A 23,612-nucleotide genomic window follows, 5' to 3' on the forward strand; every position below is an offset into this window, starting at 1 on the left:
AGAGTTATCTATTCCTTTAAGAGCTCTCTTGCGTGATTTCGGATTGTTTCGGTGATCTCGACGCCACCAATCATGCGCGCGAGTTCTTCGACCCGTTGGTCTGTATTGAGTTCTTGTAGCTCAGTCTGAGTGCTTTTCTTGTCTTGCGACTTGGCGACCATTAAGTGCTGATGGCCTTGGGCTGCGACTTGCGCTTGGTGCGTGACGCAGAGGATTTGCGCCTTCTTGCCTAAGTCTGCCAAAAGCTTGCCAACGATTTCTGCGGTGCCACCGCCAATACCGACATCAACTTCGTCAAAAATCAGGGTAGGGAGCTGAATGGTCTGCGCATTAATCACTTGTAGCGCCAAGCTGATGCGAGATAACTCGCCGCCGGACGCGACTTTGCGTAGAGGTTGTGGTTGCTGGCCTGGGTTGGTGCTGACCATAAACTCAGCAGTTTCTAAACCTTGTGATTTATAAGAATCGGTATCCGTTGGGTTTAAAGCCACTTCAAATACACCGTTACCAAGCCCTAGGTCTTTCATCAGCTTAACAACTTGCTTTTCGAGATCTTTAGCAGATTTTGCGCGTGCTTTAGAAACTTTTGTGGCTAGTTTTTGGTAACTGTCTTGTTGTAAGGCGAGCTCTTTCTCTAAGTCATCGAAGGTTTGTTCGTCGCCCGACAGTTGTTCTAGCTCTTGCTCGATGGCTTGTTTGGTTTCAGGCAAGTCGACCATGGTTACTTGGTGCTTACGAGCGAGGTCGTGCAATAAGGTTAACTCTTGGTCGAGCTGCTGGAACTCTGCCGGATCAATATCAAGGTGCTCTATATAGTCGCGCAGTTCGTGACTCGCTTCTTCAATTTCGACTAAGGCCGACTGTAACAAGTCATGAGTACCAGTAACGCCTTGGTCCATCTGTTGCATATCGTTGATGATGTGAATAATTCGACCCAGCTGACTGACAATATTCTCATCGTCTTCATTCAGCGCCATCAGGCTTTGTTGGCCTTGTTCGAGCAATTTGCTGGCGTTAGCGGCACGCTTATGATCGTTTTCGATGTCATGAGCGCGATCAATCGGTGCTTTCTCAAGCTCTTCGAGCTGGAAGGTCAGTAAGTCGCGACGATCGTTTTTGTCTTTCAACGACTCCTTAAAAGAGGTTAACTTCGTTGAAATACTACTTATCTGTTTAGAAAGAGTGCGTAGCTCTTGAGTTTCTGCTGATAAGTCAGCGAAACGGTCAAGAAGCTGTAGATGAGTTTGTGGCTTAAATAGTGATTGATGTTCATGCTGTCCATGAATATCCACCAAAAAGTCGCCAAGTTCGCTTAACTGCGTCAAATTAACCGGTTGTCCGTTGATAAATGCCCTTGAACGACCATCGTGATTAATCACGCGACGAAGAATGCAGTCATCCTCGTCATCTAGCATTTGCTCATCAAGCCATGCTTGAACAGGTTTAAGCTTTTTAATATCAAACACAGCGCTGATTTCAGCACGCTTGGCACCGTTACGCACCACGGCACTGTCTGCACGCGCACCGAGCGCAAAAGATAGGGCATCCACCATGATCGATTTACCGGCACCGGTTTCGCCAGTAACCACGGTCATGCCTGATTGTAAGTCCAAATCAAGCTGTTCGATGATGGCAAAGTCTTTGATATGAATACTTGAGAGCATGGGTTAGCTATCTGTGTTTGTTATTTGTGAATTAATTATAATTTTGAGCCCCAGCCGAGCTTAGTTCGAAGCAGGCGGAAATAGTCATAATCTTTCGGGTGCAATAGCCACAAGTCTTCTTTGCGCTTGCGGATGCAGATTTTTTCACCTGGCGCGACGGGAAAACGTACTTGCCCATCGCAACTTAAGCGTGCTTCGTTCTCATTCGCTTGGCTGAATACGATATCAACTTTACTGTCTGCGTCAATCGAAATTGGGCGACTGGACAGGGTGTGTGGAAACATCGGCACCAGCGATATAGCGTTAATCGACGGTGACATAATTGGGCCGCCAGCGGATAAAGAATAAGCCGTGGAGCCTGTTGGCGTAGAGATTATCAAGCCATCGCCGCGCAGGCTATAAACGAAAGAATCGTTAATATAAACCTCGAACTCGATCATGCGTGAGATTTCACCGGGATAGAGAACGATATCGTTTAAGGCATCACTATAGCGTTCTTTGGTGGCGTCTCCTGCAATATCGGCCTCTAGCAAAAAGCGTCGTTCTTGAGTGTATTCGCCATTGAGTACTTCACTGACTTTTTCGGTAACTTGCTGTGGCTGGATATCGGTTAAAAAGCCTAAGTAACCACGGTTCACGCCCAACAAAGGAATGTTGTAACTGGCCATTAAGCGCGCGGAGTAAAGCATAGAGCCATCGCCACCAACAACAATCACTAAGTTGGCTTGTTCACCAATCGTTTGCCACTGGGCTTGGTCGGCTTGGGCAACGTCGATCCCGGCTGCAACAGAATCCTCGACCAAAACTTGGTAGTTATTGTCGAGTAAATGCTGGTATAACGTCATAATGGTTTCGCCGACTTCTTTATGTTTCGGTTTTCCCATGATGCCAATGGTTTTAAAACTTAAAGCAGGAGCCACGTTTGCCCTTTGTCCCTTGTAATTGCATTATTGACCCACATTTAAGAATATATACAGCCAATAGGCAAGGGTTTTACCCAACAGAACCGAAAGTTATATCAACAACTAATAGGACATCAAGACACCTTCATGAGCAAATTTGACCAGCGCGCACAGATATTAATGAAAACATTGGTGGAAACCTATATTTCCAGTGGCCAGCCTGTGGGTTCAAAAACCTTGCTCGAAAACTCGCAACTCAGCGTCAGTACCGCGACCGTGAGGAACGTTATGCAGGATCTTGAAAGTATGGGCTTACTAACCGCGCCGTACACGTCAGCTGGTCGAATCCCGACCTCTCAAGGCGTTCGATTGTTTGTGGATCAGCTACTGACGGTGTCTGATGTCGAAGATATTTATTTAAAGCAACTACAGCAGCATTTGGGCAAAGTTTCGGAGACCGGAGAGATGTTATCGAGCGTTTCCAATATGTTGTCTCAGGTGACGCAGATGGCGGGACTGATTCGAGTGCCTCGCCGTGATGTAACGCGAGTGAAGCAGGTTGAGTTTGTGTCTTTGTCGCAGAATAAAGTGCTGGTGGTATTGGTGCTGAGCGATGGTGAAGTTCAAAACCGTGTGATTCAGCTGGATAACCCGGTCTCGAGAGATGAACTTCAGCAGGCGTCAAACTACGTTAATCATCATTTTGCTGGAAAGGAGTTAGATACGGTTCGACGTGAGTTACTGAACGAACTTAAGGATGATCGCGCCAAGATGGATCAGATGATGGCGTCGATGATGGAAGTGGCGGAAAAAGGATTTACGGGTGGCGAGGATGATGAAGTTCAGGTCACGGGTAAGTCACAACTGCTTAACTGGGTGAACTCCGGCGATATTTCGGACTTACAGTCGGTTTTTAATGCGTTTGCCGAAAAAACACAGATGCTGACCTTGTTGGATAAATGTTTAAGTGCCGATGGTGTGCAGCTTTTTATTGGCGAAGAGTCTGGCTACGATGTGTTATCGCAATGCAGTGTTGTCGGCGCGCCATATAGCATTGATGGTGAGGCGGTTGGTGTACTGGCTGTTGTCGGGCCAACACGTATGGATTATAACCGTGTTATTCCGATGGTGGATATTACCGCAAAATTGATATCCGCAGCCTTGAATAATGACGACGAAACCTCATATTGAAGAGCACAGCAACATTGAGTCAGTCCTAAAGGTGGATACTGGCTAGCGTTAACAGTTTTGAGAGACCGGTTTGGAGAAACAGTATGTCTGAGAAAGACAAGCAAAATCAAGAAGTTGAGAATCAAGAAGAGCTTACAGAAGCGGAGAAAAAGGCTGCTGAAGAGCAAGTCCAGAAAGTGGTGGATGAAGCTTTAGAAGAAGCTGTTGAGTCTGCAGAAGACGATAACTTGGCTGATTTAAGCGACGAAGAGCGCAAAATTGTTGAGCTTGAAACGGCCCTAGAAGAAGCGGAGGCGAAAGCCGCTGAGAACATGGATGTGGCACTTCGAACCAAAGCTGAAGCTGAAAATATTCGCCGTCGCTCTGAAAACGAAGTCATTAATGCCCGTAAATACGCCATTGAGAAATTTGCGGAAGAATTATTGGCGGTAGTCGATAGTCTTGAGCAAGGCTTACAAGCGAAGGCAGAGCATGAAGAGTCAAAAGCGATGAAAGAGGGTATGGAATTAACCTTGAAAATGACTTTGTCGACACTGAAGAAGTTTGGCGTCGAACAACATAATCCGCTTGAAGAAGTGTTCGATCCGCAATTACACGAAGCCATGACTATGGTGCCTAGCCCTGATCATGAGAAGAATACGATTATTGATGTGTTCCAGAAAGGCTATTCACTGAACGGTCGCGTGATTCGCCCAGCGCGTGTCGTCGTCGCTCAGTAGGATTATTGAATCTTTCGAATTGAATCTTTCGATTAAGGAAGCTGCCTGAATCATTTCAGGCGGCTTTTTTTATAGCTGTGGATTAATAAATGCCCACTTTCTGAGCATTTCGTAATACAATACCTCAAATTTTTAAACTATTACCATGAGAGAATAAAGATGGGTCGTGCCTTTCAAAACCGCAAAGAGTCGATGGCGAAAACATCAGATCAGAACGCCAAGGTTTACAGTAAATACAGTCGTGAAATCTACGTTACCGCAAAGCAAGGTGGCTCTGAGCCAGAGAGTAACCTCGCTTTAAGAAGCTTAATGGACCGTGCTAAGCGTGATCAAGTTCCTGCGCATGTTATCCAAAAAGCCATCGATAAAGCGGAAGGCGGTGCGGGTGAAGACTTTGCTGTGGCGCGTTACGAAGGGTATGGACCTGGCAATGTTATGGTGATTGTCGATTGCCTTACCGATAATCCAAACCGTACATTCGGTGAGGTTCGCCAGTGCTTTGTTAAGACTAAATCGAAAATCGGTACAGAAGGCAGCGTGATGCACATGTTTGATCACAGCGCTATCTTTGTTTTCGCCAGCGATGATGAAGAAGGTGCGCTGGAAGCCTTAATGATGGCCGACGTAGACGTGACCGATATTGAGCATGAAGAGGGGAAAATAACCGTGTTTGCCCCACAGACTGAATACTTCAAAGCAAAAAATGCACTACAAGAACACTTTGAAGGGATTGAGTTTGAAGTGGACGAAATACAGTTTGTACCAAAAGTAACCACTGCCATTAGTGGTGATGATCTTGAGATGTTCGAAAAGTTTATGGATATGGCGAACGATCAGGATGACGTGCAAAACGTTTATCACAACGCTGAATTTTAATTCCTTGTAATCAGAACATATTCTTTATAACCCTTTGCCGTGTAATTAACATAAAACGGCAAAGGGTTTTTTCTTGCCTGAATATCACCTTAAAAAATTGCCCTAAGACCTAACGATAAGCGATAGGTTCCCGTTGAAAAAAGTTCCTTCTTTAATCGTGACAAATCTCTCAAATACATCAAGCGGTACGCTTAAAAGATATTATTAATCAATAAGTTAACTCCTATAGCAGTTTCGAAGAAATCACCTTAAAAATGCAAAGTGTTAGCCCTAACTAAAGGCAAGTCTGTCACAAAAAAACGCTCAATTGTTAAACCTTATTTTACAAAAAAACGAGTGTGAAACAGGTCATGTTTTTTAGAGACTTTTGCGTGTTACAACTAAAGTCCACTTGCAACAAAAGGTGAAACATTATGAAAAAATCAATGGCAGTATTAGGTGTGATATTTGGTTTGGCTGCGGGTTCTGCTAACGCAGGTGACGCAGATATTCTGAAGCAAATGGATGTTCGAGCGTGCCAAGCTCAAGCTCAGGTACAGAGTAAAGAAGAAGGCGAGAAAACGCAAAAAGCTTGTGAGTGTGAAATTGAAAACACTGACTATGAAGCTTTATCTGAAGCTAAGAAAAAAGGTGACTTAGCAAAAATTCAGAAGATTAATCAAGAAGCTAAAGAAGCTTGTGCTGAATAATTAGCAAACAAGACTTACTCCCACTAACGATATAGGCATTTTGCAATCTAGAAGGTGATTATTATGAAAAAGACATTACTAACATTAACGACAGTACTTGGTTTAACTATTGCGGGTAGCGCGATGGCTGATGAAGCTGAAAGCTTGAAGCAGCAGGAATTACGTGCTTGTGACATGCAAGCCCAGCAGTTGCCGGAAGAAGTGCGTGCCAAGCAACAGGAAAACTGTAAGTGTGTGGTCGAAAACACCGACTATGAAGCTTTGGTTGAAGCGAAGAAAAGCGGCGATATGGCTAAAGTGCAGGAAATTAAGAGCGAGGCAAGCCAATCTTGCAATGGTGTCCAATAATTAGGCACCTTCCCATGCGATACACCCTCAGGTATCACATGGGTTTCTCTCCTCTTAGACTCTCCCCTGAGAAAAGAGAACTCCTACATAGTCAAATAAAAGCTGGCCTTTGTGTCAGCTTTTATTATTTGTAAGATAATTTTCCGATGACCCCTTGAAATACAGTGAGCGAAACCAATATTGCACTCCAACAAGTTGGTATTCAGCGTAGCAACGATGGCGCTGGGTCACTTTTTATGAGTAACCTTAAAAAAAGTAAGTTTAAGGGGTTGATCTACTAAACCCAGCCCCCACATAAGCTACAAGCAAGATTTAAAGACCCTTTTGGAGTGAAAACATGGCCAAAATTATCGGAATTGATTTAGGTACAACAAATTCATGTGTTGCCGTTATGGACGGTGACAAGCCTCGCGTTATTGAAAATGCTGAAGGCGCACGCACAACACCATCAATCATCGCTTACACCGAAGACGGTGAAACTTTGGTTGGTCAGTCAGCGAAGCGCCAAGCAGTAACCAACCCTGAAAACACTTTGTATGCGATCAAGCGTTTGATCGGTCGTAAGTTTAAAGACAACGTCGTACAAAAAGACACGGGCATGGTTCCCTATAAGATTATCGAAGCGGACAATGGTGACGCTTGGGTACAAGTGAACGACAAGAAAATGGCACCGCCACAGGTTTCTGCTGAAATCTTGAAAAAGATGAAGAAAACAGCAGAGGACTTCCTTGGTGAAGAAGTGAAGGAAGCCGTGATTACGGTTCCTGCCTACTTCAACGACTCACAACGTCAGGCGACTAAAGATGCGGGTCGTATCGCAGGTCTTGACGTAAAGCGTATTATTAACGAGCCAACAGCGGCAGCGTTAGCTTACGGTATGGACAAAGAGCGTGGCGATCGCACTATCGCGGTTTATGACCTTGGTGGTGGTACTTTCGATATTTCTATCATCGAAATCGCGGAAGTTGATGGCGAGCACACGTTCGAAGTACTTTCTACCAACGGTGATACTTTCCTTGGTGGTGAAGATTTCGATATGCGCGTTATTGAATACTTGGCGTCTGAATTTAAGAAAGAGTCAGGTATCGACCTTAAAGGCGACGCATTAGCGATGCAACGTTTAAAAGAAGCTGGTGAGAAAGCTAAGATCGAACTATCTTCAAGCAGCCAGACTGAAGTTAACTTGCCTTACATCACTGCGGATTCTACAGGTCCTAAGCACCTTAACATCAAGCTGACTCGTGCCAAATTAGAAGCACTGGTTGAAGACTTGGTTGAGCGTACGCTAGAGCCAGTAAAACAAGCACTGAAAGATGCAGGCGTTTCTAACTCAGAAATCGATGACGTTATCTTGGTTGGTGGTCAAACGCGTATGCCTAAAGTACAAGAAGCAGTATCAGGCTTCTTCGGCAAAGATGCGCGTAAAGACGTTAACCCTGATGAAGCGGTAGCAGTAGGTGCTGCGATTCAAGGTGCGGTACTTGGTGGTGACGTCAAAGACGTTCTACTACTCGACGTAACGCCTTTAACGCTTGGTATCGAGACTATGGGTCAAGTAATGACTCCGCTGATTGATAAGAATACAACGATTCCAACTAAGGCATCGCAAACCTTCTCAACAGCTGAAGATAACCAAACGGCAGTAACGGTTCATGTGCTACAGGGTGAGCGTAAGATGGCTGCTCAGAATAAATCACTGGGTCGTTTCGACTTAGCAGATATTCCACCAGCACCACGCGGTACGCCTCAGATCGAAGTAACGTTTGACATCGATGCTAACGGTATCATGCACGTTTCTGCGAAAGATAAAGCGACAGGCAAAGAGCAATCGATTCAGATTAAAGCCTCTTCAGGTTTGAGCGATGACGAAATCGATCAAATGATTAAAGATGCTGAGGCGCATGCTGAAGAAGATAAGAAGTTCCAAGAGCTGGTTGAAGCACGTAACCAAGCGGATGGCCTCGTTCACGCTTCACGTAAGTCGTTAGATGACGACAGCATCACTTTTGAAGACGGTGAGAAAGAAGCGATTGAAAAAGCCGCTAATGAGCTTGAAGAAGCGATCAAAGGTGACGACTTAGAAGATATCAAAGCTAAGACTGAAGCCTTGAGCCAAGCATCTGCGAAGATGGCTGAGCGTATGTATGCAAACGCACAGCAGCAAGCGGAAGCTGGTCAACAGCCAGGTGGCGAGCAAGCATCTAACGATAGCAATGCTGGCGATGATGTTGTAGACGCTGAGTTTGAGGAAGTTAAAGACGACGACAAGTCTAAGTCGTAATTAAAACGGCTTTTTGACTCGATAGCTTTGTTGCTGAGTTTTCTGCGAGTGCTCATTTACCTGAGTAAACTCCGCTTCTCGAAAACTCAGCGCCTCGCTCTCAAGCCAAACTGCTCGTTTTAAGAGAATATCCCTTTAGTTTTATACAAGGGAGAAGTTAAGGTAAACGCAGGATTTGGTTCCTGCGTTTGCGGTTTAAAAAGATTGAAGAAAAAGTAGCTAATTATGTCGAAACGCGATTATTACGAAGTATTGGGTGTGTCGAAGGGCGCAGAGAAAGCTGAGTTAAAGAAAGCTTATCGTCGTTTGGCGATGAAGAATCACCCCGATCGTAATCCAGATGATAAAGAAGCTGAGCAGCGCTTTAAAGAAGCGAAGGAAGCTTATGAAGTCTTGAGCGATCCACAAAAGCGTCAAATGTACGATCAGTATGGTCATGCAGGCGTTGACCAAAGTATGGGCGGTGGAGCCGGTGGCTTTGGTGGCGGTGAAGATTTCAATGATATCTTCGGCGATATTTTTGGTGACATATTTGGTGGCGGTGGTCGTCGTGGCGGAGGCGGTAGGCGTCAAGCTCGCGGCAACGACTTGCAGTACAATTTAGAAATAAGCTTAGAAGAAGCTGTTCGTGGCGTTGAGAAGGAAATTAAAGTTCCAACTTACGTTAATTGTGACACCTGTGATGGTGATGGCGCTAAACCTGGTTCTGGCACCACAACCTGTACAACCTGTGCCGGTCAAGGCGCGGTTCGCATGAGCCAAGGTTTCTTCTCAGTTCAACAAACCTGCCCAGATTGTCAGGGAACTGGCCAAATGATTAAAGACCCTTGTGGCGATTGTCATGGTCAGGGCCGAGTGCATAAAACCAAAGAATTGAAAGTTACCATTCCTGCGGGCATTGACGATGGCATGCGTGTTCGTTTAACCGGCGAAGGTGAAGCTGGTGGTCCAGGCGCAATCGCTGGCGACTTGTATGTTCAGGTTTATGTCAAAGAGCATCCAATATTCAAGCGCGACGGGGTAAATCTTTATTGTGAAGTACCGCTAAGCTTTGTCACCGCTACATTAGGAGGCAAGTTGGATGTGCCAACGTTGGAAGGCAAGGTAGCATTAACCATACCGGCAGAAACCCAGACTGGGCGCTTATTCCGACTCAAAGGAAAAGGCGTTAAAGGCGTACGTAGTAGCATGGTTGGCGACTTGTTATGCCGCGTGATTCTTGAAACACCGGTTAAACTCAATAAAAAGCAGAAAGAGCTGCTGGAAGAGTTTCAACAAACCGTGAATGATTCGGACGGAAAAAACAGTCCAAAGCAAAAGAGCTGGTTTGATGGTGTTAAGAAGTTTTGGGACGCCATGACGAGTTAAAATATATAGTGATAGAAAGCCCGCCGAGTGCGGGCTTTTTTGTGTTTAGCAGAAAAAAGATTTATGCTCGTACGCTGATGTATCAAGCTTGGAATGCTATTAGATGAAAAGATTATTTGCACAACTTAAAGTCAGTGTTTATGGTTTATGCGCGCTCTTTTTACTGGCATGTGAAAATGATAAAACGCTACAGCCGCTGACCAGTGATGCGGTGATAGTCGCCTTTGGCGATAGTCTGACTGATGGGGTCGGTGCCTCGAAAGGTAAAGCTTATCCTGATGTGCTAGCCAGCCTGACTTCAAGAGAGGTCATCAACGCTGGGGTTTCAGGAGAAGTTACGGCAGAAGGCTTGCAGAGGCTGCCACTTATTTTAGAGACACATAATCCTGATTTGGTGATTTTGATGGAAGGGGGCAATGATATTTTGCGTAATCTGAGTCATGCCCAAGCTAAGTCAAATTTGGCGCAGATGATCCAAATGATACGCCTTTCTGGCGCGGAAGTGGTGATGCTGGGCATTCCTGAGAAAAACTTATTTTCAGACTCGGCAGACTTTTATGACCAGTTGGCAGAAGAGTATCAAGTGGTGTATGACGGTGAAAGCATGTCAGAGTTACTGAAAACACGCTCTTTGAAATCCGACTCTATTCACCTGAATAATGCGGGATACCAAGAGCTAGCTCAACGAATTTTTGCGCTACTGCAGGAGCAGGGCGCTTTATAAGTATTGAAGACATAATTATGAAAAAAACAAATATCATCATTAATGCTGCTACCGGGCGAATGGGTAAAGAGTTACTTCAGGCGACGGCTGCAGACAAAGAGGTTACTTTAGTGGGGGCTATCGCACGAGCGGGTCATCCCATGGTGGGCAATGATGTCGCCTATTTGATTGGCTCAGAGCCTCTAGGCGTTCTTATTACAGCTGAACTTTCTAGTGAGTTAAGTAAGGATGCTGTGCTGATTGACTTTAGTCTGCCAGATTATTCGATCGAGAGCCTTGAGAGAGCAGTTAAAGCCAGTACGCCAGTAGTGATTGGTACAACAGGTTACTCTGATGAACAGTTGAAGCAAATCGAAGAAGCCGCTAAGTCAATTCCGATTGTTTTTGCCGCGAACTATTCGGTAGGGGTAAACAGTTTGTTAGGTTTGGTAAAGCAAGCAACGAAACTATTAGGGGATAATTCGGATATAGAGATCTTTGAGGCCCATCATAAGCATAAAAAAGATGCACCGTCAGGAACGGCCTTAGCATTGGGCGAAGCGGTAGCTGAGGTTAAAGGAGAAAACTTAAAAGATGTCGCTGAGTGGGCGCGCCATGGTGATTTGCCAAGGCAAGAAGGTGCCATCGGTTTTTCCGTGATGAGAGCGGGTGATATCGTGGGAACCCATGATGTGGTATTCGCACTGAATGGTGAAATGGTCACGTTAAGACACGAGGCTCAATCAAGACAGTGTTTTGCGAGCGGAGCTGTGGTTGCAGCGAAGTGGTTAATAGGTAAGTCCGCAGGGCTTTATAATATGCAGGATGTGTTAGGGCTTTAAGGACAGTTGAGTTCTATCATTATCAATTTCGCATTAAGGTTAAGAGATTCGCTATAGAGCTTGTGCGAAATATCTCAACCAGATGTAGTCCTAGTCGAAATTTTGTGGACGAGATCGTAGGATAAACCTTGGTATAACCATTAAGTCATTGTTATTATTGGATATTGACGTTTGATTCAAATCTGAATGGGTGATTTCCCCTATTGCTCTACTCTTGCAACGGAGTAAAGTTATAGATGTGCAAGGGACGCACGTAAGGAAGACTAGCCGAGGGACTTGGTGAGACAAGGAAGTAGCAGGGAGCACCTTAAAAAGGCATGAGGCCACTCGAAAATGGGCGGGATTACCGCCCTTTTTCTTTTGTATTCTCATTAAAGCCAAACATCTTGTCATTTAGTGGATTTTTTAAGCCCAGATCATGTAATTGTTGATGAAGACTCATGGACATAAAATGAGTGTTCCCTTACAATATAGGGAATTTGCCAAATTTTTGTCTTTTTGTGAAAAATGTGCGGAGTCATTATTAATGAATCCGATTTTTTTGCGCCTAAAAAACGGAGGTTTCTTTGCCAACACAAGAGTCTCAGCAGCTACTTTCAAGTCTGCAGCCCGCCATTTTAGTTCTCGAAGACGGTAGCGTGTTCCATGGTTCATCAATTGGTTTTGATGGGCAAGCTATCGGAGAGGTGGTCTTTAACACAGCCATGACTGGCTACCAAGAGATATTAACTGACCCATCTTACGCCAAGCAGATAGTCACGCTAACGTACCCTCATATTGGTAACACCGGAATCAACAGTGAAGATGTTGAGTCTGACCAAGTCTGGGCCGAAGGTTTGATTATTCGTGATTTACCGTTGCTGCACAGCAACTGGCGCAGCGAAGAGTCATTAAGTGATTATCTAAAACGCACAAAGAAAGTCGCGATTGCTGATATCGATACACGCCGCTTGACTCGAATTTTGAGAGATAAAGGTGCTCAGAGTGGGTGTATTATCGCAGGTGACATTGATGAAGCGAAAGCTCTAGAGCTTGCCAAAGGCTTCCCCGGCCTGAAAGGTATGGACCTAGCGAAAGAGGTCTGCACCAAGGAGCAATACGATTGGAATCAAACCAGCTGGGATCTCGTCGATGGTTATGGCGAGAGACAAGAGTCTAAGTTCAAAGTTGTGGCTTTCGATTACGGCGTGAAGAAGAACATTCTACGCATGTTAGCGGACCGCGGTTGTGACTTAACGGTTGTGCCAGCGCAAACTCCAGCGAAAGATGTCTTAGCGATGAATCCGGATGGGATTTTCTTATCCAATGGCCCCGGTGATCCAGAACCATGTGATTACGCAATTAAGGCGATTCAAGATATTTTAGAAACTGACATTCCAGTATTTGGTATTTGTCTAGGGCATCAGTTGTTAGCCCTAGCGAGTGGCGCGAAAAGTATCAAAATGAAATTCGGTCATCATGGTGCAAACCATCCAGTGAAAACACTGGAAAGTGACCGCGTTATGATTACTAGCCAAAACCATGGTTTTGCGGTTGACGAAGCAACATTGCCGGATAATTTGAAGGCTACACACCGTTCTTTGTTTGACGGTTCTCTACAAGGTATTCATCGTACCGATAAGCCTGCATTCAGCTTCCAGGGCCACCCTGAAGCAAGCCCAGGTCCAAACGATGCATCGCCCTTGTTCGATCATTTCATTGAGTTAATGGAACAAGCTAAAGCCTAGGAGAGAAAAAGAATATGCCAAAACGTACTGATATAAAAAGCATCTTAATTTTAGGCGCTGGCCCAATCATCATCGGTCAGGCTTGTGAGTTCGACTATTCAGGTGCACAAGCGTGTAAAGCGCTTCGAGAAGAGGGTTATCGAGTTATTTTGGTTAACTCGAATCCTGCGACGATTATGACTGACCCTAACATGGCTGATGCAACTTATATCGAGCCAATTGAGTGGGAAGTTGTTTCTAAAATCATTGAAAAAGAAAAGCCGGACGCGATTCTTCCAACCATGGGTGGCCAGACAGCACTGAACTGTGCACTAGATTTGGCTTCTCGCGGCGTGCTTGAAATTCATGGCGTCGAGATGATCGGTGCAAACCGCGAGGCGATTGATAAAGCAGAAGATCGTGAGTTATTCGCTAAATCGATGGCTAAGATTGGCTTAGACCAGCCACGTCAAGATATTGCACGTAGCCTTGAAGATGCGTGGAAAGTACAGAAAGAAGTCGGCTTCCCTTGTATTATCCGTCCATCGTTCACAATGGGTGGTACAGGTGGTGGTATCGCTTATAACAAAGAAGAATTCGAAGAGTTGTGTGCTCGTGGTTTAGATTTGTCGCCAACTAACGAGTTATTGATTGATGAGTCATTGATTGGTTGGAAAGAGTACGAGATGGAAGTTGTTCGTGATAAGAATGATAACTGTATCATTATCTGCTCTATCGAAAACTTTGACCCAATGGGCGTGCACACGGGCGACTCGATTACCGTAGCGCCAGCGCAGACGTTGACTGATAAAGAATATCAACGCATGCGTGATGCTTCATTGGCGGTATTGCGCGAGATTGGTGTTGAAACGGGTGGTTCAAACGTTCAGTTTGCGATTAACCCTGACAATGGTCGTATGACGATTATTGAAATGAACCCACGTGTGTCGCGTTCATCAGCGCTAGCATCTAAAGCGACTGGTTTCCCAATTGCGAAGGTTGCTGCAAAGCTTGCTGTCGGCTATACGCTGGATGAGCTTCAGAACGAAATCACTGGTGGTAAAACGCCTGCGTCGTTCGAGCCAAGCATCGATTATGTGGTCACGAAAATTCCTCGTTTCAACTTCGAGAAATTCCCGAATACTGATGCAACTTTGACCACACAAATGAAGTCTGTGGGCGAAGTGATGGCAATTGGCCGTACCTTCCAAGAGTCGGTTCAAAAAGCATTACGTGGATTAGAAGTTGGTTCATCGGGTTTTGAACCAAAACTTGAAGACGATAATGAAGAATGGGTTGATACGTTACGCCAAAACTTACGGGTGCCTGGTACTGATCGTATCTGGTATATCGGAGATGCTTTCCGTAAAGGCTGGTCGATTGACGATGTTTTTGATCTAACCGGTATCGACCGTTGGTTCTTGGTTCAAATCGAAGAAATTATTAAGATTGAAGAAATGCTGCATGGTAAGTCTCTATCTGACCTGGACGAGCATTTGTTACGTCAAGTGAAGCGCAAAGGCTTCTCTGACGAGCGCTTGGCAGATATTTTTGCCTGCCGCGAAAAAGAAATTCGTAAATTACGTAAAAAGCTTGGCGTGATGCCAGTCTACAAGCGAGTTGATACCTGTGCTGCTGAGTTTGCTACCAGCACGGCTTACATGTACTCAACCTACGAAGAGGAATGTGAAGCGAATCCGTCGGATCGAGAAAAGATCATGATTCTTGGTGGCGGTCCTAACCGTATTGGTCAAGGGATTGAGTTCGATTATTGTTGTGTACACGCTGCCTTTGCGATGCGCGATGATGGTTATGAAACCATTATGATCAACTGTAACCCAGAAACCGTCTCTACGGACTTCGATACATCAGATCGCTTGTATTTTGAGCCACTGACGTTGGAAGATGTTTTGGCAGTAGTGGATGTTGAAAAGCCTAAAGGCGTGATTGTTCATTACGGTGGGCAAACGCCACTTAAATTAGCTCGTGAGTTGGAAGCCGCGGGCGTACCAATTATTGGCACCTCACCTGACGCAATTGACCGCGCTGAAGACCGTGAGCGTTTCCAACGTGCAATTGACCGTTTGGGCTTGTTGCAGCCGCCAAACCGCACGGCGCGTAATTTAGAAGAAGGCGTACGCCTTGCCGAAGAAATAGGTTACCCGTTGGTGGTACGTCCTTCGTACGTACTGGGTGGTCGCGCTATGGAGATTGTCTATAACGAAGACGAATTACGACGTTATATGAATGATGCGGTTAGCGTATCTAATGAGTCGCCGGTATTACTCGATCGCTTCCTTGATGATGCGATTGAGGTGGATGTTGATGCTATCTTTGATGGCGAACAAATCCTAATTGGTGGTGTCATGGAGCATATTGAGCAAGCGGGCGTTCACTCAGGTGACTCGGCATGTTCGATTCCGCCATTTAGCTTAAGCAAAGAAGTTCAAGACGAAATGCGTCACCAGATGTTAAAGATGGCTAAAGAGCTTCAAGTTAGAGGCTTGATGAATACTCAGTTCGCCATCCAGGGTGATAAGATCTTCATTCTTGAAGTGAATCCACGAGCATCGCGTACGGTTCCGTTTGTGTCAAAAGCTACCGGTACACCTTTAGCAAAAGTTGCTGCGTCCGTAATGGCTGGCAAAACGTTGGAAGAAATCGGTTATACACAAGAAGTTATTCCAACCTACTACTCGGTAAAAGAGCCGGTGTTCCCGTTCAATAAGTTCCCAGGTTCGGATCCAATTCTAGGGCCTGAAATGAAATCAACGGGTGAAGCCATGGGCGTCGGTAAAACCTTTGGTGATGCTTTCTATAAAGCAAAACTTGGCGGTGCCAGTGGACAAATCGTTCCATTAGCTGGGCGTGCAATTATTAGTGTACGTGAAGCTGACCGAGCAGGCTTGGTTGGTGTGGCTAAGAAGCTGGTTGAGCAAGGCTTTGAACTGATGGCCACTAGCGGTACTGCGCGCGCTATCCGTGAGGCAGGCATTCCGTGCCAACGTATTAACAAAATGTTTGAAGGTCGCCCACATATTGTGGACTACATCAAGAATGGTGAGGTAGACTATATCGTTAATACGACAGAAGGTAAGCAAGCTATTGCTGACTCATTCTTGATACGTCGTAGTGCTTTACAACATAAAGTTCCTTACACCACAACATTAGCTGGTGCTGTGGCTTCTTGTGCCGCCATGAAGGAACATACTCGTAGCACTATTAATTCTGTTCAGGAATTACATAAACAGGTAAAAGCGGTATGAATAGAGTTCCGATGACTGCAGCTGGCGCAGAACAGTTGCAGGAAGAGTTGAATGATCTGAAAAAAGTGCAGCGTCCAAGAGTGGTCGCTGCCATTGCTGAAGCGCGTGAACACGGTGACTTGAAAGAGAACGCTGAGTATCATGCCGCTCGTGAGCAGCAGGGTTTTATTGAAGGCCGCATTCAAGAAATTGAAGCAAAGCTTTCTAACTCGCAGATCGTTGATATCAGCAAAATCACCAACACTGGAAAAGTGATTTTTGGCTCAACCGTAGTTTTAATTAACTTGGAAGACGGAAAAGACACTGAAGTTCGTTACCAAATTGTTGGTGATGATGAAGCTGATATTAAGCAAAACAAGCTCTCGATCAACTCGCCAATTGCACGTGGTTTGATCGGAAAGGAAGAAGGCGATATTGCTGATATTCAAACTCCAGGCGGAAAAGTGGAGTATGAAGTCGCCGAAGTGCTTTATATCTAGATAGAAGCAGTTAGTGAAAAAGGGCCCTAGTGGCCCTTTTTTGTTTTAGGTTAAAGTTTTATTTACATTATTTTCACAATGGAGGTATAAAATAAGGACTATGAATAAAATACCGATAGCTATTAGCTCTTGCCTACTAGGAAACAAAGTCCGTTTCGACGCTGGGCACAAGCAATCTAAATACTGTTTAAATACCTTAAGCGACTGGTTTGAGTATCAACCAATCTGTCCTGAGATGGGTATAGGCATGCCTGCACCTCGACCGCCAATACGATTAATTGAGGATGATGATAAAGAGATCAGAGTCGTTCAGGTCGATGATCACTCATACGATGTTACGGATGAACTCAAAGCATTTGCTAAAGAAAAGCTAAATGAACTAGATGATGTGTGTGGGTATATAGTGATACGTAATTCGCCTAGTTGTGGCATGGAGCGAGTGAAGGTGTATCACCAAAATGGTAACCCAGCTGGTCGTTCGGATCGAGGTGTCTATATCAATGAGATCATGAATGAGCGTCCTGAGTTACCAGTAGAAGAAGAAGGTCGTTTGCAAGATCCTAAACTTAGGGAAAACTTCATTACTAGGGTGTTTGCTTACCAGGATTTTAAAGATCAGGTCAAAGTATCGCCTTCGGTTGATGCTCTAGTGAAGTTCCATAGTCGCTACAAATATTTAGTGATGGCTCACAGTTATGCAGGATATAAAAAGCTTGGGAGACTGGTGGCAAATAACGATGGATTAGAACTTGATGAGTTAGTGATTACTTACGAAAAAGAGCTAATGCAAGTTTTACAGAAGCTAGCTAATGCAAAGTCTCATAGTAACGTGCTATACCATATTTTAGGGTATTTAAAAGAAGACTTAGCACCAGCAGCGAAGCAAGAACTTATCAATGTTATTGAACAATATCGACAAGGTATAGTGACCTTGATTGCCCCTATTACATTAATTAACCACTACATAAATCAGTATGGAAATGAGTATATTGCTAAGCAAGCCTACTTAAATCCTCACCCTGTTGAACTTGGTCTGAGGAATTATCTGTAATGGGCAAGAAGTTGGTATGGTTTCGTCAAGATTTAAGAGTTAGAGATAATCCTGCATTGCATGAAGCTGCAAACGAGGGTGAGGTTGTGGCTGTTTTCATTGAAGCACAAGAACAACGCAAACAGCATCATGAGTCAGCGGCAAAAGTTGGCTTTATCTTTGACACTTTATTGGAGCTCAGAAGTGAACTCAATGAATTAGGTATTCCGTTGCACATCAAGACCTGCGCGACTTTTACGGATCAAATCAGTGCACTGCAGCAGTGTATCAAAGAGTATGATGCGGACAGTATCTACTTTAATCGCGAGTATCCGGTTAATGAGATGGAGCGTGACAAGGAGTTAGTGGAAAGGCTTAAGAAGGAAGAAATAGCTGTTCACCAATATGATGGTGACTTGGCGTTAGAACCGAGTTTGGTCAAAAACAAGCAGGGAGAGCCTTATAAAGTTTTTACACCCTATAAAAAGGCATGGATAGAGATCCATAAGCACTCACCGATAGAGCCGCTTAGCTCACCACATAAACAGACGAGTAATATTCATAATCAAGTGACCGAAGATTTTTCACAAGAATACCGACATGATCTCTGGCAAGCGGGAGAAGTTGCTGCTCATGAGCGTTTAAATCAGTTCTTAGACGGTGTGGATCAGTATAAAGATCAACGAGATATCCCAGCAGTGGCAGGCACGAGCTTTTTGTCTCCATATTTAGCTATGGGATCAATATCCGCTAAGCAATGCATTCATGCCTTATTAGAGCACTATGATGGAGATGAGCAAAAACTTTATGGAAATACTTGGTTTTCAGAGATTGTGTGGAGAGAGTTTTATCGACAAATACTGATTGATAATCCGCAGATTGCGAAGCACAAAGCTTTTAATACCAGCGCGAAAGAGGTATGGGTTAATAATAAAGAAGCATTTGAAGCATGGAAAGAAGGCCGAACTGGCTTTCCTATTATTGATGCAGCGATGCGACAGTTAAACCAAACAGGCTGGATGCATAATCGTTTACGAATGAATGCTGCTATGTTCTTAAACAAGTTGTGTCTAGTTGATTGGCGCTTGGGAGAAAAATACTTTATGGAAAAGTTAATTGATGGAGATTTTGCTTCTAATAATGGTGGTTGGCAGTGGTGCTCGTCAACCGGTGCTGATGGTGCACCCTATTTTAGGATTATGAGTCCGCTGTCTCAGTCAAAACGTTTTGATCCAAAAGGAGATTTTATTCGAAAGTTGGTCCCAGAGCTTGAAGGATTGGACAATAAGTCCATCCATGAGCCAAGTGTAGAGCAAAGAAAAAAAGTGGGCTATCCTGAACCTGTGATTGATTATAAATCAGCAAGAAAAAGAGCGTTAGAGCTACTTAGCTAGGGTTTTTATCTTTTTAGCTAAATCATTAAATTGACTATCCATCGTTTCTTTGCCAAACCAGACATTGAGATACTGTGAATGGCAATCTGTATTGGTCATATCATGCAAGTGGTTGTCATTAAGATAAAGCTTTAAACCTTCATCCTGAAATAGAAAAAGATCATAGTAATCTCCAGCTGAAACATCTTTATAAACACTATTTATAGCTCTAAAGGGTTCACTGCACATATCTAATACATTTGAATTCAGGTTTTCGTGCAAATACTCATCTGCGCCCTCCGTGAACTGTTGTCCCTCTACCTCTCTTAGGTATGAGAATCGCAATAACTTGGTTTGATTATCAAAAATATGCTCAGCGGAATCGCAATTTGGGTAATATACACCAACATCAACGATATCAAACCACAGCTTAGAAACTCTTTCTTCAGCACAAAGCTGAAATGCACCTTTTGTATGAGAAATGCTTTGTGGCAAATCAGCCATAGCAGTATTAGCTATAGCTGCGAGTAGAGTAAGCGTAGGAATACGCATTAGAGGCTGTCTCTAACTTTTCTGACAAAGTAGCCAATATAAGGGAGGTGTTGATAAAAGCCTTCTGCACCATCCCAATAATCTTGGTGGAGAATCACTTTTCCTTGCTCATTAAAGCGCAGTTGTGTCATACCAACTGATACTGAGCGAATGTCTCTGCCTTTGGCTGTAAACTCCATAATCATTTTCCAGCGAAGGTAATAATCAGAGTCACTTTTACTCACATCTAAAATTTCGACGGTCGTGGTTTTTACATTCTCAGCTGTTTCTTCCATGTAAGGAATTAGTTCATCAATAGTGCGGAATGTTTTAAAAGTGTCGTTAAAATAGAATGTGTCAGCATAAACTTCACGGATTTTGGCTTCTTTGGCATCAAGGTGGAAGTCTTTAAAAACCAATGAAAAGTGGGATGCGGGATCGGAGTGTTCACTGGTTGAAGGTATGGTCTCTAAAACCGACAAAAATTCTTCAACACGATCGTTATACATACGGTCTCCTCCTGAAGAGCAGCAGATGATTGTCAAGCTAAGTGTTAATGCAACTATAAGTTTGAGTAGCTTCATTGTGCTAGTACCTACTTTATGGTGATATAAGAGAATAATAGCTGACACGTCAAATATTTGTGAAAGACAGTTCACGGGATTTTCACAATTTTAAGCATAACATAGCGGTTACATCATTCTAAGGATTACTACGTTGAGACAGTGGTTTGATAACAAAATAGTAGGCGCTGATTCAGGCGACGAGGTCGACTGGCCTAGAGTAATACCCTATATCTTACTCCATTTGAGCTGTTTATTTGTATTGGTCGTTGGTGTGAGCTGGATAGCTATTGCAGTATGTGCAGCAAGTTACTTTGTTCGCATGTTTGCTATTACGGCCTTTTACCATCGCTACTTTTCCCATAAAAGTTTTAAAACGAGTCGTTTCATGCAGGCGATCTTTGGCTTTTTAGGGGCAACTGCAACGCAGCGTGGCCCACTGTGGTGGGCTGCACATCACCGCCATCATCATAAGCATGCAGATACGGAAAAAGATTCTCACTCGCCACGTGATGGCTTCTTAAGAAGTCACACATTGTGGTTCCTGAACAAGAAGAATTTCGCTACAAATGAAGATCGTGTTAAGGATTTAGTGAAGTACAAAGAATTGAGGTGGTTGGATCGGTATGACATTGTTCCACCAATTATCTATGCATTCTTGGTATTAATGGTCGGCACCTATATTGAACATGTTCATCCCGAACTCGGTGCTACAAAGTGGCAAATATTAATTTGGGGATACTTTGTGTCAACGGTTGTATTATCGCACGTGACATTTTTAATTAATTCGCTTGCTCACGTTTGGGGATTCCGTAGCTTTGAGACAAATGATGATAGTCGCAACAATCCATTACTGGCTTTGCTCACTCTGGGGGAGGGCTGGCATAATAATCATCACCAATTCCCATCATCGGTAAAACAAGGACTAAGGTGGTGGGAGCTTGATATAAGCTACTACCTTTTATTTATGATGGAAAAGCTAGGTCTGATTTGGGATTTACGAAAGCCCGATGCGGCTAAAATTCAGGAGGAAAGGGTGTGAAGGTAGCGGTTATTGGTTCGGGGATTTCAGGAATTTCAGCAGCAGAGTACTTATCGGACAAATGTGAGGTCACTGTTTACGAGAAAAACAGTAAGGTTGGTGGTCACGCTGATACACAGACTATTGAGATTGATGGTGAACCAGTAGACGTTGATACAGGGTTTATCGTCTTCAACCCAGAAAATTACCCACGTTTTTTTGAGTTACTGAATAAATATAACGTCGCCTATAAAGATAGCGATATGAGCTTTGCAGTATCCAATCGTTTTAGTGGACTTGAATATAACGCTACTAACATTAATAAATTGTTTTGTCAGAGAAGAAATATTGTTAACCCGAAATTTTATCGGATGATTCGAGATATCGCACGCTTTTATAAAGAGGCGCCGGCGTTACTTGAAGAAGAAAGTAACGATATCTCTTTAGGCGAATACCTAAAAACGAATGGTTACAGTGATTATTTTACCAACGAACATATTGTTCCAATGGCCTCGGCGCTTTGGTCCGGAAAAGCGGATCTGATCATGGATTTTCCTGCCAGATATTTAGTCGCCTTTATGCAAAATCATGACATGATGCAAATGAATAAGCGTCCAGTTTGGAAAACCGTTAGTGGTGGCTCTAGACAATACCTTAAAGCTATAACGGATAAGGCCAACTTTGATGTCAGTGTGGATACGCCAATTAAAAAGGTAGAAAGAACCGAGCATGGTGTGATATTACATTTATCTGAAGGAAGGATGCATCAGTTTGATCAAGTTATATTCGCTTGCCATAGTGATCAAGCTCTGAAGCTATTAGAGGATCCAACCCCATCAGAGAAAGAAGTATTAGGGGCTATAAAATATCAACGTAACGAAATATGTTTGCACTGGGACGAGGCTTTGCTACCTAAGAGGAAAAGTGCCTGGGCAAGTTGGAATGTGATTCGTAACGAAATCAGCAAAGTACAATGTACGGTGAGTTATTACATGAACTTACTGCAATCTTTGCCGACTGAACGCCCAGTGATTGTGAGCTTGAACATGAGCGAATATGTGGATACTGAAAAGGTGTGGAAGTATATAGAATATGAGCACCCTGTTTATACTCAAGAAACTATCAATGCGCAAAATAAAAGACCTCAGCTACAGGGTAAAATGTCTAGCTATTATTGCGGAGCTTATTGGGGGTGGGGCTTTCATGAAGATGGAGCGCGTAGTGGCGTAGAGGCTGCTCAGCATTTACTTCGTGACAATGGTTATGCTGAATAATAGTGTCGTCAAAGGCTGGGTGCGGCACCGACGGTATGCGCCAAAGCCACATCTGTTTGAATATGATATGAAGTGGACCTTGCTTGATCTTGATGAGGTTGAGAATCAGTTCAAGCTTAGCCGTCTATGGTCGGTGGAAAAGTACAATATTGTGTCATATCGAGCCAAAGACTTTCACCAAAATTCTACTAATGAATCCGAAGAAATCACCTCACCCAAAAGCAATAAGCAAAACATTATAAAAACCATCAAGACACGAACAGGGAAAGAGTTCGAGGGAAAGGTTTACATGATGTCGCACTTAAGAAACTACGGCTATAACTTCAACTCAGTCTGTTTTTACTATTGCTACGACTTAGATGAGACGTTAGCGTTTATCGTTAGTGAAATAACTAATACTCCATGGGGAGAGCGACATAGTTACGTTTTCGACTGTGCTAATGAAGAAAGTTCAAAGTGTGGTAAAGTTTATCAGTACAGCTTTAAGAAAGAGTTTCATGTATCCCCGTTCATTCAAATGGATATGCTCTATCGCTGGACATTTAAAGTGGCTAAGGATGAACTAAGAGTACACATGGCGGTGTTAACGACTGAAGGAAAAAAGTATTTTGACGCAACCTTCACAGGTAAGCTATTACCATTAACAACCAGTAGCATGAGAAAGTATGGTGTTAGTCATGCTTTACAGCCACATAAAATGAGCTTTTTAATTTATTGGCAGGCTCTCAAGTTGTGGCTCAAACGATTAAAGGTATTTGACCACCCCAAACACAGTCAATAATAGGA

21 protein-coding genes are annotated in these 23,612 nt (G+C 43.9%); 17 read left to right on the forward strand and 4 right to left on the reverse strand.

The annotated features are described in order from the left end of the window. Nucleotides 1–8: 8 nt before the first annotated feature. Entirely contained in the window at nucleotides 9–1,664 is a 1,656-nt protein-coding gene (gene recN, locus TQ33_RS00920; protein WP_046560396.1) for a DNA repair protein RecN, read from the reverse strand. A 35-nt stretch (nucleotides 1,665–1,699) separates the two neighbouring features. Then, nucleotides 1,700–2,584, reverse strand: a complete 885-nt coding sequence (gene nadK / locus TQ33_RS00925; protein WP_144405929.1) for an NAD(+) kinase — start codon at nucleotides 2,582–2,584, stop codon at nucleotides 1,700–1,702. 129 nt (nucleotides 2,585–2,713) lie between these two features. Between nadK and hrcA the strand changes: the two genes are divergently transcribed. The 14 genes from hrcA to TQ33_RS00995 all read left to right on the forward strand — a co-directional run bounded on the left by hrcA (nucleotide 2,714) and on the right by TQ33_RS00995 (nucleotide 19,458). Beyond that, nucleotides 2,714–3,757, forward strand: a complete 1,044-nt coding sequence (hrcA, locus tag TQ33_RS00930; RefSeq protein WP_046560397.1) for a heat-inducible transcriptional repressor HrcA — start codon at nucleotides 2,714–2,716, stop codon at nucleotides 3,755–3,757. A gap of 83 nt (nucleotides 3,758–3,840) precedes the next feature. After that, entirely contained in the window at nucleotides 3,841–4,476 is a 636-nt protein-coding gene (gene grpE, locus TQ33_RS00935) for a nucleotide exchange factor GrpE (protein WP_046560398.1), read from the forward strand. A gap of 159 nt (nucleotides 4,477–4,635) precedes the next feature. Further along, nucleotides 4,636–5,352 carry a YebC/PmpR family DNA-binding transcriptional regulator gene (locus TQ33_RS00940; protein WP_046560399.1) on the forward strand — a complete coding sequence of 239 codons (717 nt, stop codon included), beginning with the start codon at nucleotides 4,636–4,638 and terminating at the stop codon, nucleotides 5,350–5,352. Nucleotides 5,353–5,765: 413 nt separating this feature from the next. Continuing rightward, nucleotides 5,766–6,041 (forward strand): hypothetical protein, encoded by a 276-nt coding sequence (locus TQ33_RS00945; RefSeq protein ID WP_046560400.1) that lies wholly within the window; start codon nucleotides 5,766–5,768, stop codon nucleotides 6,039–6,041. 63 nt (nucleotides 6,042–6,104) lie between these two features. Continuing rightward, nucleotides 6,105–6,389, forward strand: coding sequence for a hypothetical protein (locus TQ33_RS00950; protein ID WP_046560401.1), 285 nt, complete (start codon nucleotides 6,105–6,107; stop codon nucleotides 6,387–6,389). 337 nt (nucleotides 6,390–6,726) lie between these two features. Beyond that, entirely contained in the window at nucleotides 6,727–8,670 is a 1,944-nt protein-coding gene (gene dnaK, locus TQ33_RS00955) for a molecular chaperone DnaK (protein WP_046560402.1), read from the forward strand. Between the two features lie 225 nt (nucleotides 8,671–8,895). Beyond that, nucleotides 8,896–10,038: a molecular chaperone DnaJ gene (dnaJ, locus tag TQ33_RS00960; protein ID WP_046560403.1), complete on the forward strand. Its 1,143-nt coding sequence runs from the start codon at nucleotides 8,896–8,898 to the stop codon at nucleotides 10,036–10,038. A 103-nt stretch (nucleotides 10,039–10,141) separates the two neighbouring features. Continuing rightward, complete coding sequence (locus TQ33_RS00965) at nucleotides 10,142–10,762, forward strand: arylesterase (protein ID WP_046560404.1); 621 nt, start codon at nucleotides 10,142–10,144, stop codon at nucleotides 10,760–10,762. Nucleotides 10,763–10,779: 17 nt separating this feature from the next. Next, a complete protein-coding gene (dapB, locus tag TQ33_RS00970; RefSeq protein WP_046560405.1) occupies nucleotides 10,780–11,583 on the forward strand; it encodes a 4-hydroxy-tetrahydrodipicolinate reductase in 804 nt (267 codons plus the stop codon). A gap of 566 nt (nucleotides 11,584–12,149) precedes the next feature. Beyond that, nucleotides 12,150–13,310, forward strand: a complete 1,161-nt coding sequence (carA, locus tag TQ33_RS00975; RefSeq protein ID WP_071841081.1) for a glutamine-hydrolyzing carbamoyl-phosphate synthase small subunit — start codon at nucleotides 12,150–12,152, stop codon at nucleotides 13,308–13,310. A 14-nt stretch (nucleotides 13,311–13,324) separates the two neighbouring features. Next, nucleotides 13,325–16,555 (forward strand): carbamoyl-phosphate synthase large subunit, encoded by a 3,231-nt coding sequence (carB, locus tag TQ33_RS00980; protein WP_046560406.1) that lies wholly within the window; start codon nucleotides 13,325–13,327, stop codon nucleotides 16,553–16,555. Continuing rightward, on the forward strand, nucleotides 16,552–17,034 hold the full coding sequence (gene greA / locus TQ33_RS00985; protein WP_046560407.1) for a transcription elongation factor GreA: 483 nt from the start codon (nucleotides 16,552–16,554) through the stop codon (nucleotides 17,032–17,034). The genes carB and greA overlap by 4 nt, the downstream gene beginning before the upstream one ends. A 100-nt stretch (nucleotides 17,035–17,134) precedes the next feature. Next, a complete protein-coding gene (locus tag TQ33_RS00990) occupies nucleotides 17,135–18,085 on the forward strand; it encodes a YbgA family protein (protein ID WP_046560408.1) in 951 nt (316 codons plus the stop codon). Further along, nucleotides 18,085–19,458: a cryptochrome/photolyase family protein gene (locus TQ33_RS00995; RefSeq protein ID WP_046560409.1), complete on the forward strand. Its 1,374-nt coding sequence runs from the start codon at nucleotides 18,085–18,087 to the stop codon at nucleotides 19,456–19,458. Before TQ33_RS00990 ends, TQ33_RS00995 begins: the two co-directional genes overlap by 1 nt. Here the strand turns inward: TQ33_RS00995 and TQ33_RS01000 are convergent. Then, nucleotides 19,447–19,989 carry a chalcone isomerase family protein gene (locus TQ33_RS01000; protein WP_046560410.1) on the reverse strand — a complete coding sequence of 181 codons (543 nt, stop codon included), beginning with the start codon at nucleotides 19,987–19,989 and terminating at the stop codon, nucleotides 19,447–19,449. The two genes, TQ33_RS00995 and TQ33_RS01000, sit on opposite strands and share 12 nt — an antisense overlap. Next, nucleotides 19,989–20,477, reverse strand: a complete 489-nt coding sequence (locus TQ33_RS01005) for a nuclear transport factor 2 family protein (RefSeq protein WP_046560411.1) — start codon at nucleotides 20,475–20,477, stop codon at nucleotides 19,989–19,991. The genes TQ33_RS01000 and TQ33_RS01005 overlap by 1 nt, the downstream gene beginning before the upstream one ends. Before the next feature lie 208 nt (nucleotides 20,478–20,685). Here TQ33_RS01005 and TQ33_RS01010 point away from each other — a divergent pair, with 208 nt between their 5' ends. The 3 genes from TQ33_RS01010 to TQ33_RS01020 are packed head-to-tail and all read left to right on the forward strand — an operon-like array spanning nucleotide 20,686 to nucleotide 23,607. Further along, the gene (locus tag TQ33_RS01010; RefSeq protein ID WP_052735148.1) at nucleotides 20,686–21,573 is read left to right on the forward strand and encodes an acyl-CoA desaturase; all 888 of its coding nucleotides are present in this window, start codon (nucleotides 20,686–20,688) and stop codon (nucleotides 21,571–21,573) included. Then, nucleotides 21,570–22,826: an NAD(P)/FAD-dependent oxidoreductase gene (locus TQ33_RS01015; RefSeq protein ID WP_046560413.1), complete on the forward strand. Its 1,257-nt coding sequence runs from the start codon at nucleotides 21,570–21,572 to the stop codon at nucleotides 22,824–22,826. Before TQ33_RS01010 ends, TQ33_RS01015 begins: the two co-directional genes overlap by 4 nt. Then, on the forward strand, nucleotides 22,816–23,607 hold the full coding sequence (locus tag TQ33_RS01020; protein ID WP_046562208.1) for a DUF1365 domain-containing protein: 792 nt from the start codon (nucleotides 22,816–22,818) through the stop codon (nucleotides 23,605–23,607). The genes TQ33_RS01015 and TQ33_RS01020 overlap by 11 nt, the downstream gene beginning before the upstream one ends. The last annotated feature ends 5 nt before the right edge of the window (nucleotides 23,608–23,612 follow it).

The organism is Kangiella geojedonensis (assembly GCF_000981765.1).
Classification (GTDB): Bacteria; Pseudomonadota; Gammaproteobacteria; order Enterobacterales; family Kangiellaceae; genus Kangiella; species Kangiella geojedonensis.

Bases quoted from the DNA above. Each gene is read 5' to 3' on its own strand.
- recN (WP_046560396.1), bottom strand. From the start codon at position 1,664: ATGCTCTCAAGTATTCATATCAAAGACTTTGCCATCATCGAACAGCTT.
- hrcA (WP_046560397.1), top strand. From the start codon at position 2,714: ATGAGCAAATTTGACCAGCGCGCACAGATATTAATGAAAACATTGGTG.
- grpE (WP_046560398.1), top strand. From the start codon at position 3,841: ATGTCTGAGAAAGACAAGCAAAATCAAGAAGTTGAGAATCAAGAAGAG.
- TQ33_RS00940 (WP_046560399.1), top strand. From the start codon at position 4,636: ATGGGTCGTGCCTTTCAAAACCGCAAAGAGTCGATGGCGAAAACATCA.
- TQ33_RS00945 (WP_046560400.1), top strand. From the start codon at position 5,766: ATGAAAAAATCAATGGCAGTATTAGGTGTGATATTTGGTTTGGCTGCG.
- TQ33_RS00950 (WP_046560401.1), top strand. From the start codon at position 6,105: ATGAAAAAGACATTACTAACATTAACGACAGTACTTGGTTTAACTATT.
- dnaK (WP_046560402.1), top strand. From the start codon at position 6,727: ATGGCCAAAATTATCGGAATTGATTTAGGTACAACAAATTCATGTGTT.
- dnaJ (WP_046560403.1), top strand. From the start codon at position 8,896: ATGTCGAAACGCGATTATTACGAAGTATTGGGTGTGTCGAAGGGCGCA.
- TQ33_RS00965 (WP_046560404.1), top strand. From the start codon at position 10,142: ATGAAAAGATTATTTGCACAACTTAAAGTCAGTGTTTATGGTTTATGC.
- dapB (WP_046560405.1), top strand. From the start codon at position 10,780: ATGAAAAAAACAAATATCATCATTAATGCTGCTACCGGGCGAATGGGT.
- carB (WP_046560406.1), top strand. From the start codon at position 13,325: ATGCCAAAACGTACTGATATAAAAAGCATCTTAATTTTAGGCGCTGGC.
- greA (WP_046560407.1), top strand. From the start codon at position 16,552: ATGAATAGAGTTCCGATGACTGCAGCTGGCGCAGAACAGTTGCAGGAA.
- TQ33_RS00990 (WP_046560408.1), top strand. From the start codon at position 17,135: ATGAATAAAATACCGATAGCTATTAGCTCTTGCCTACTAGGAAACAAA.
- TQ33_RS00995 (WP_046560409.1), top strand. From the start codon at position 18,085: ATGGGCAAGAAGTTGGTATGGTTTCGTCAAGATTTAAGAGTTAGAGAT.
- TQ33_RS01000 (WP_046560410.1), bottom strand. From the start codon at position 19,989: ATGCGTATTCCTACGCTTACTCTACTCGCAGCTATAGCTAATACTGCT.
- TQ33_RS01005 (WP_046560411.1), bottom strand. From the start codon at position 20,477: ATGTATAACGATCGTGTTGAAGAATTTTTGTCGGTTTTAGAGACCATA.
- TQ33_RS01020 (WP_046562208.1), top strand. From the start codon at position 22,816: ATGCTGAATAATAGTGTCGTCAAAGGCTGGGTGCGGCACCGACGGTAT.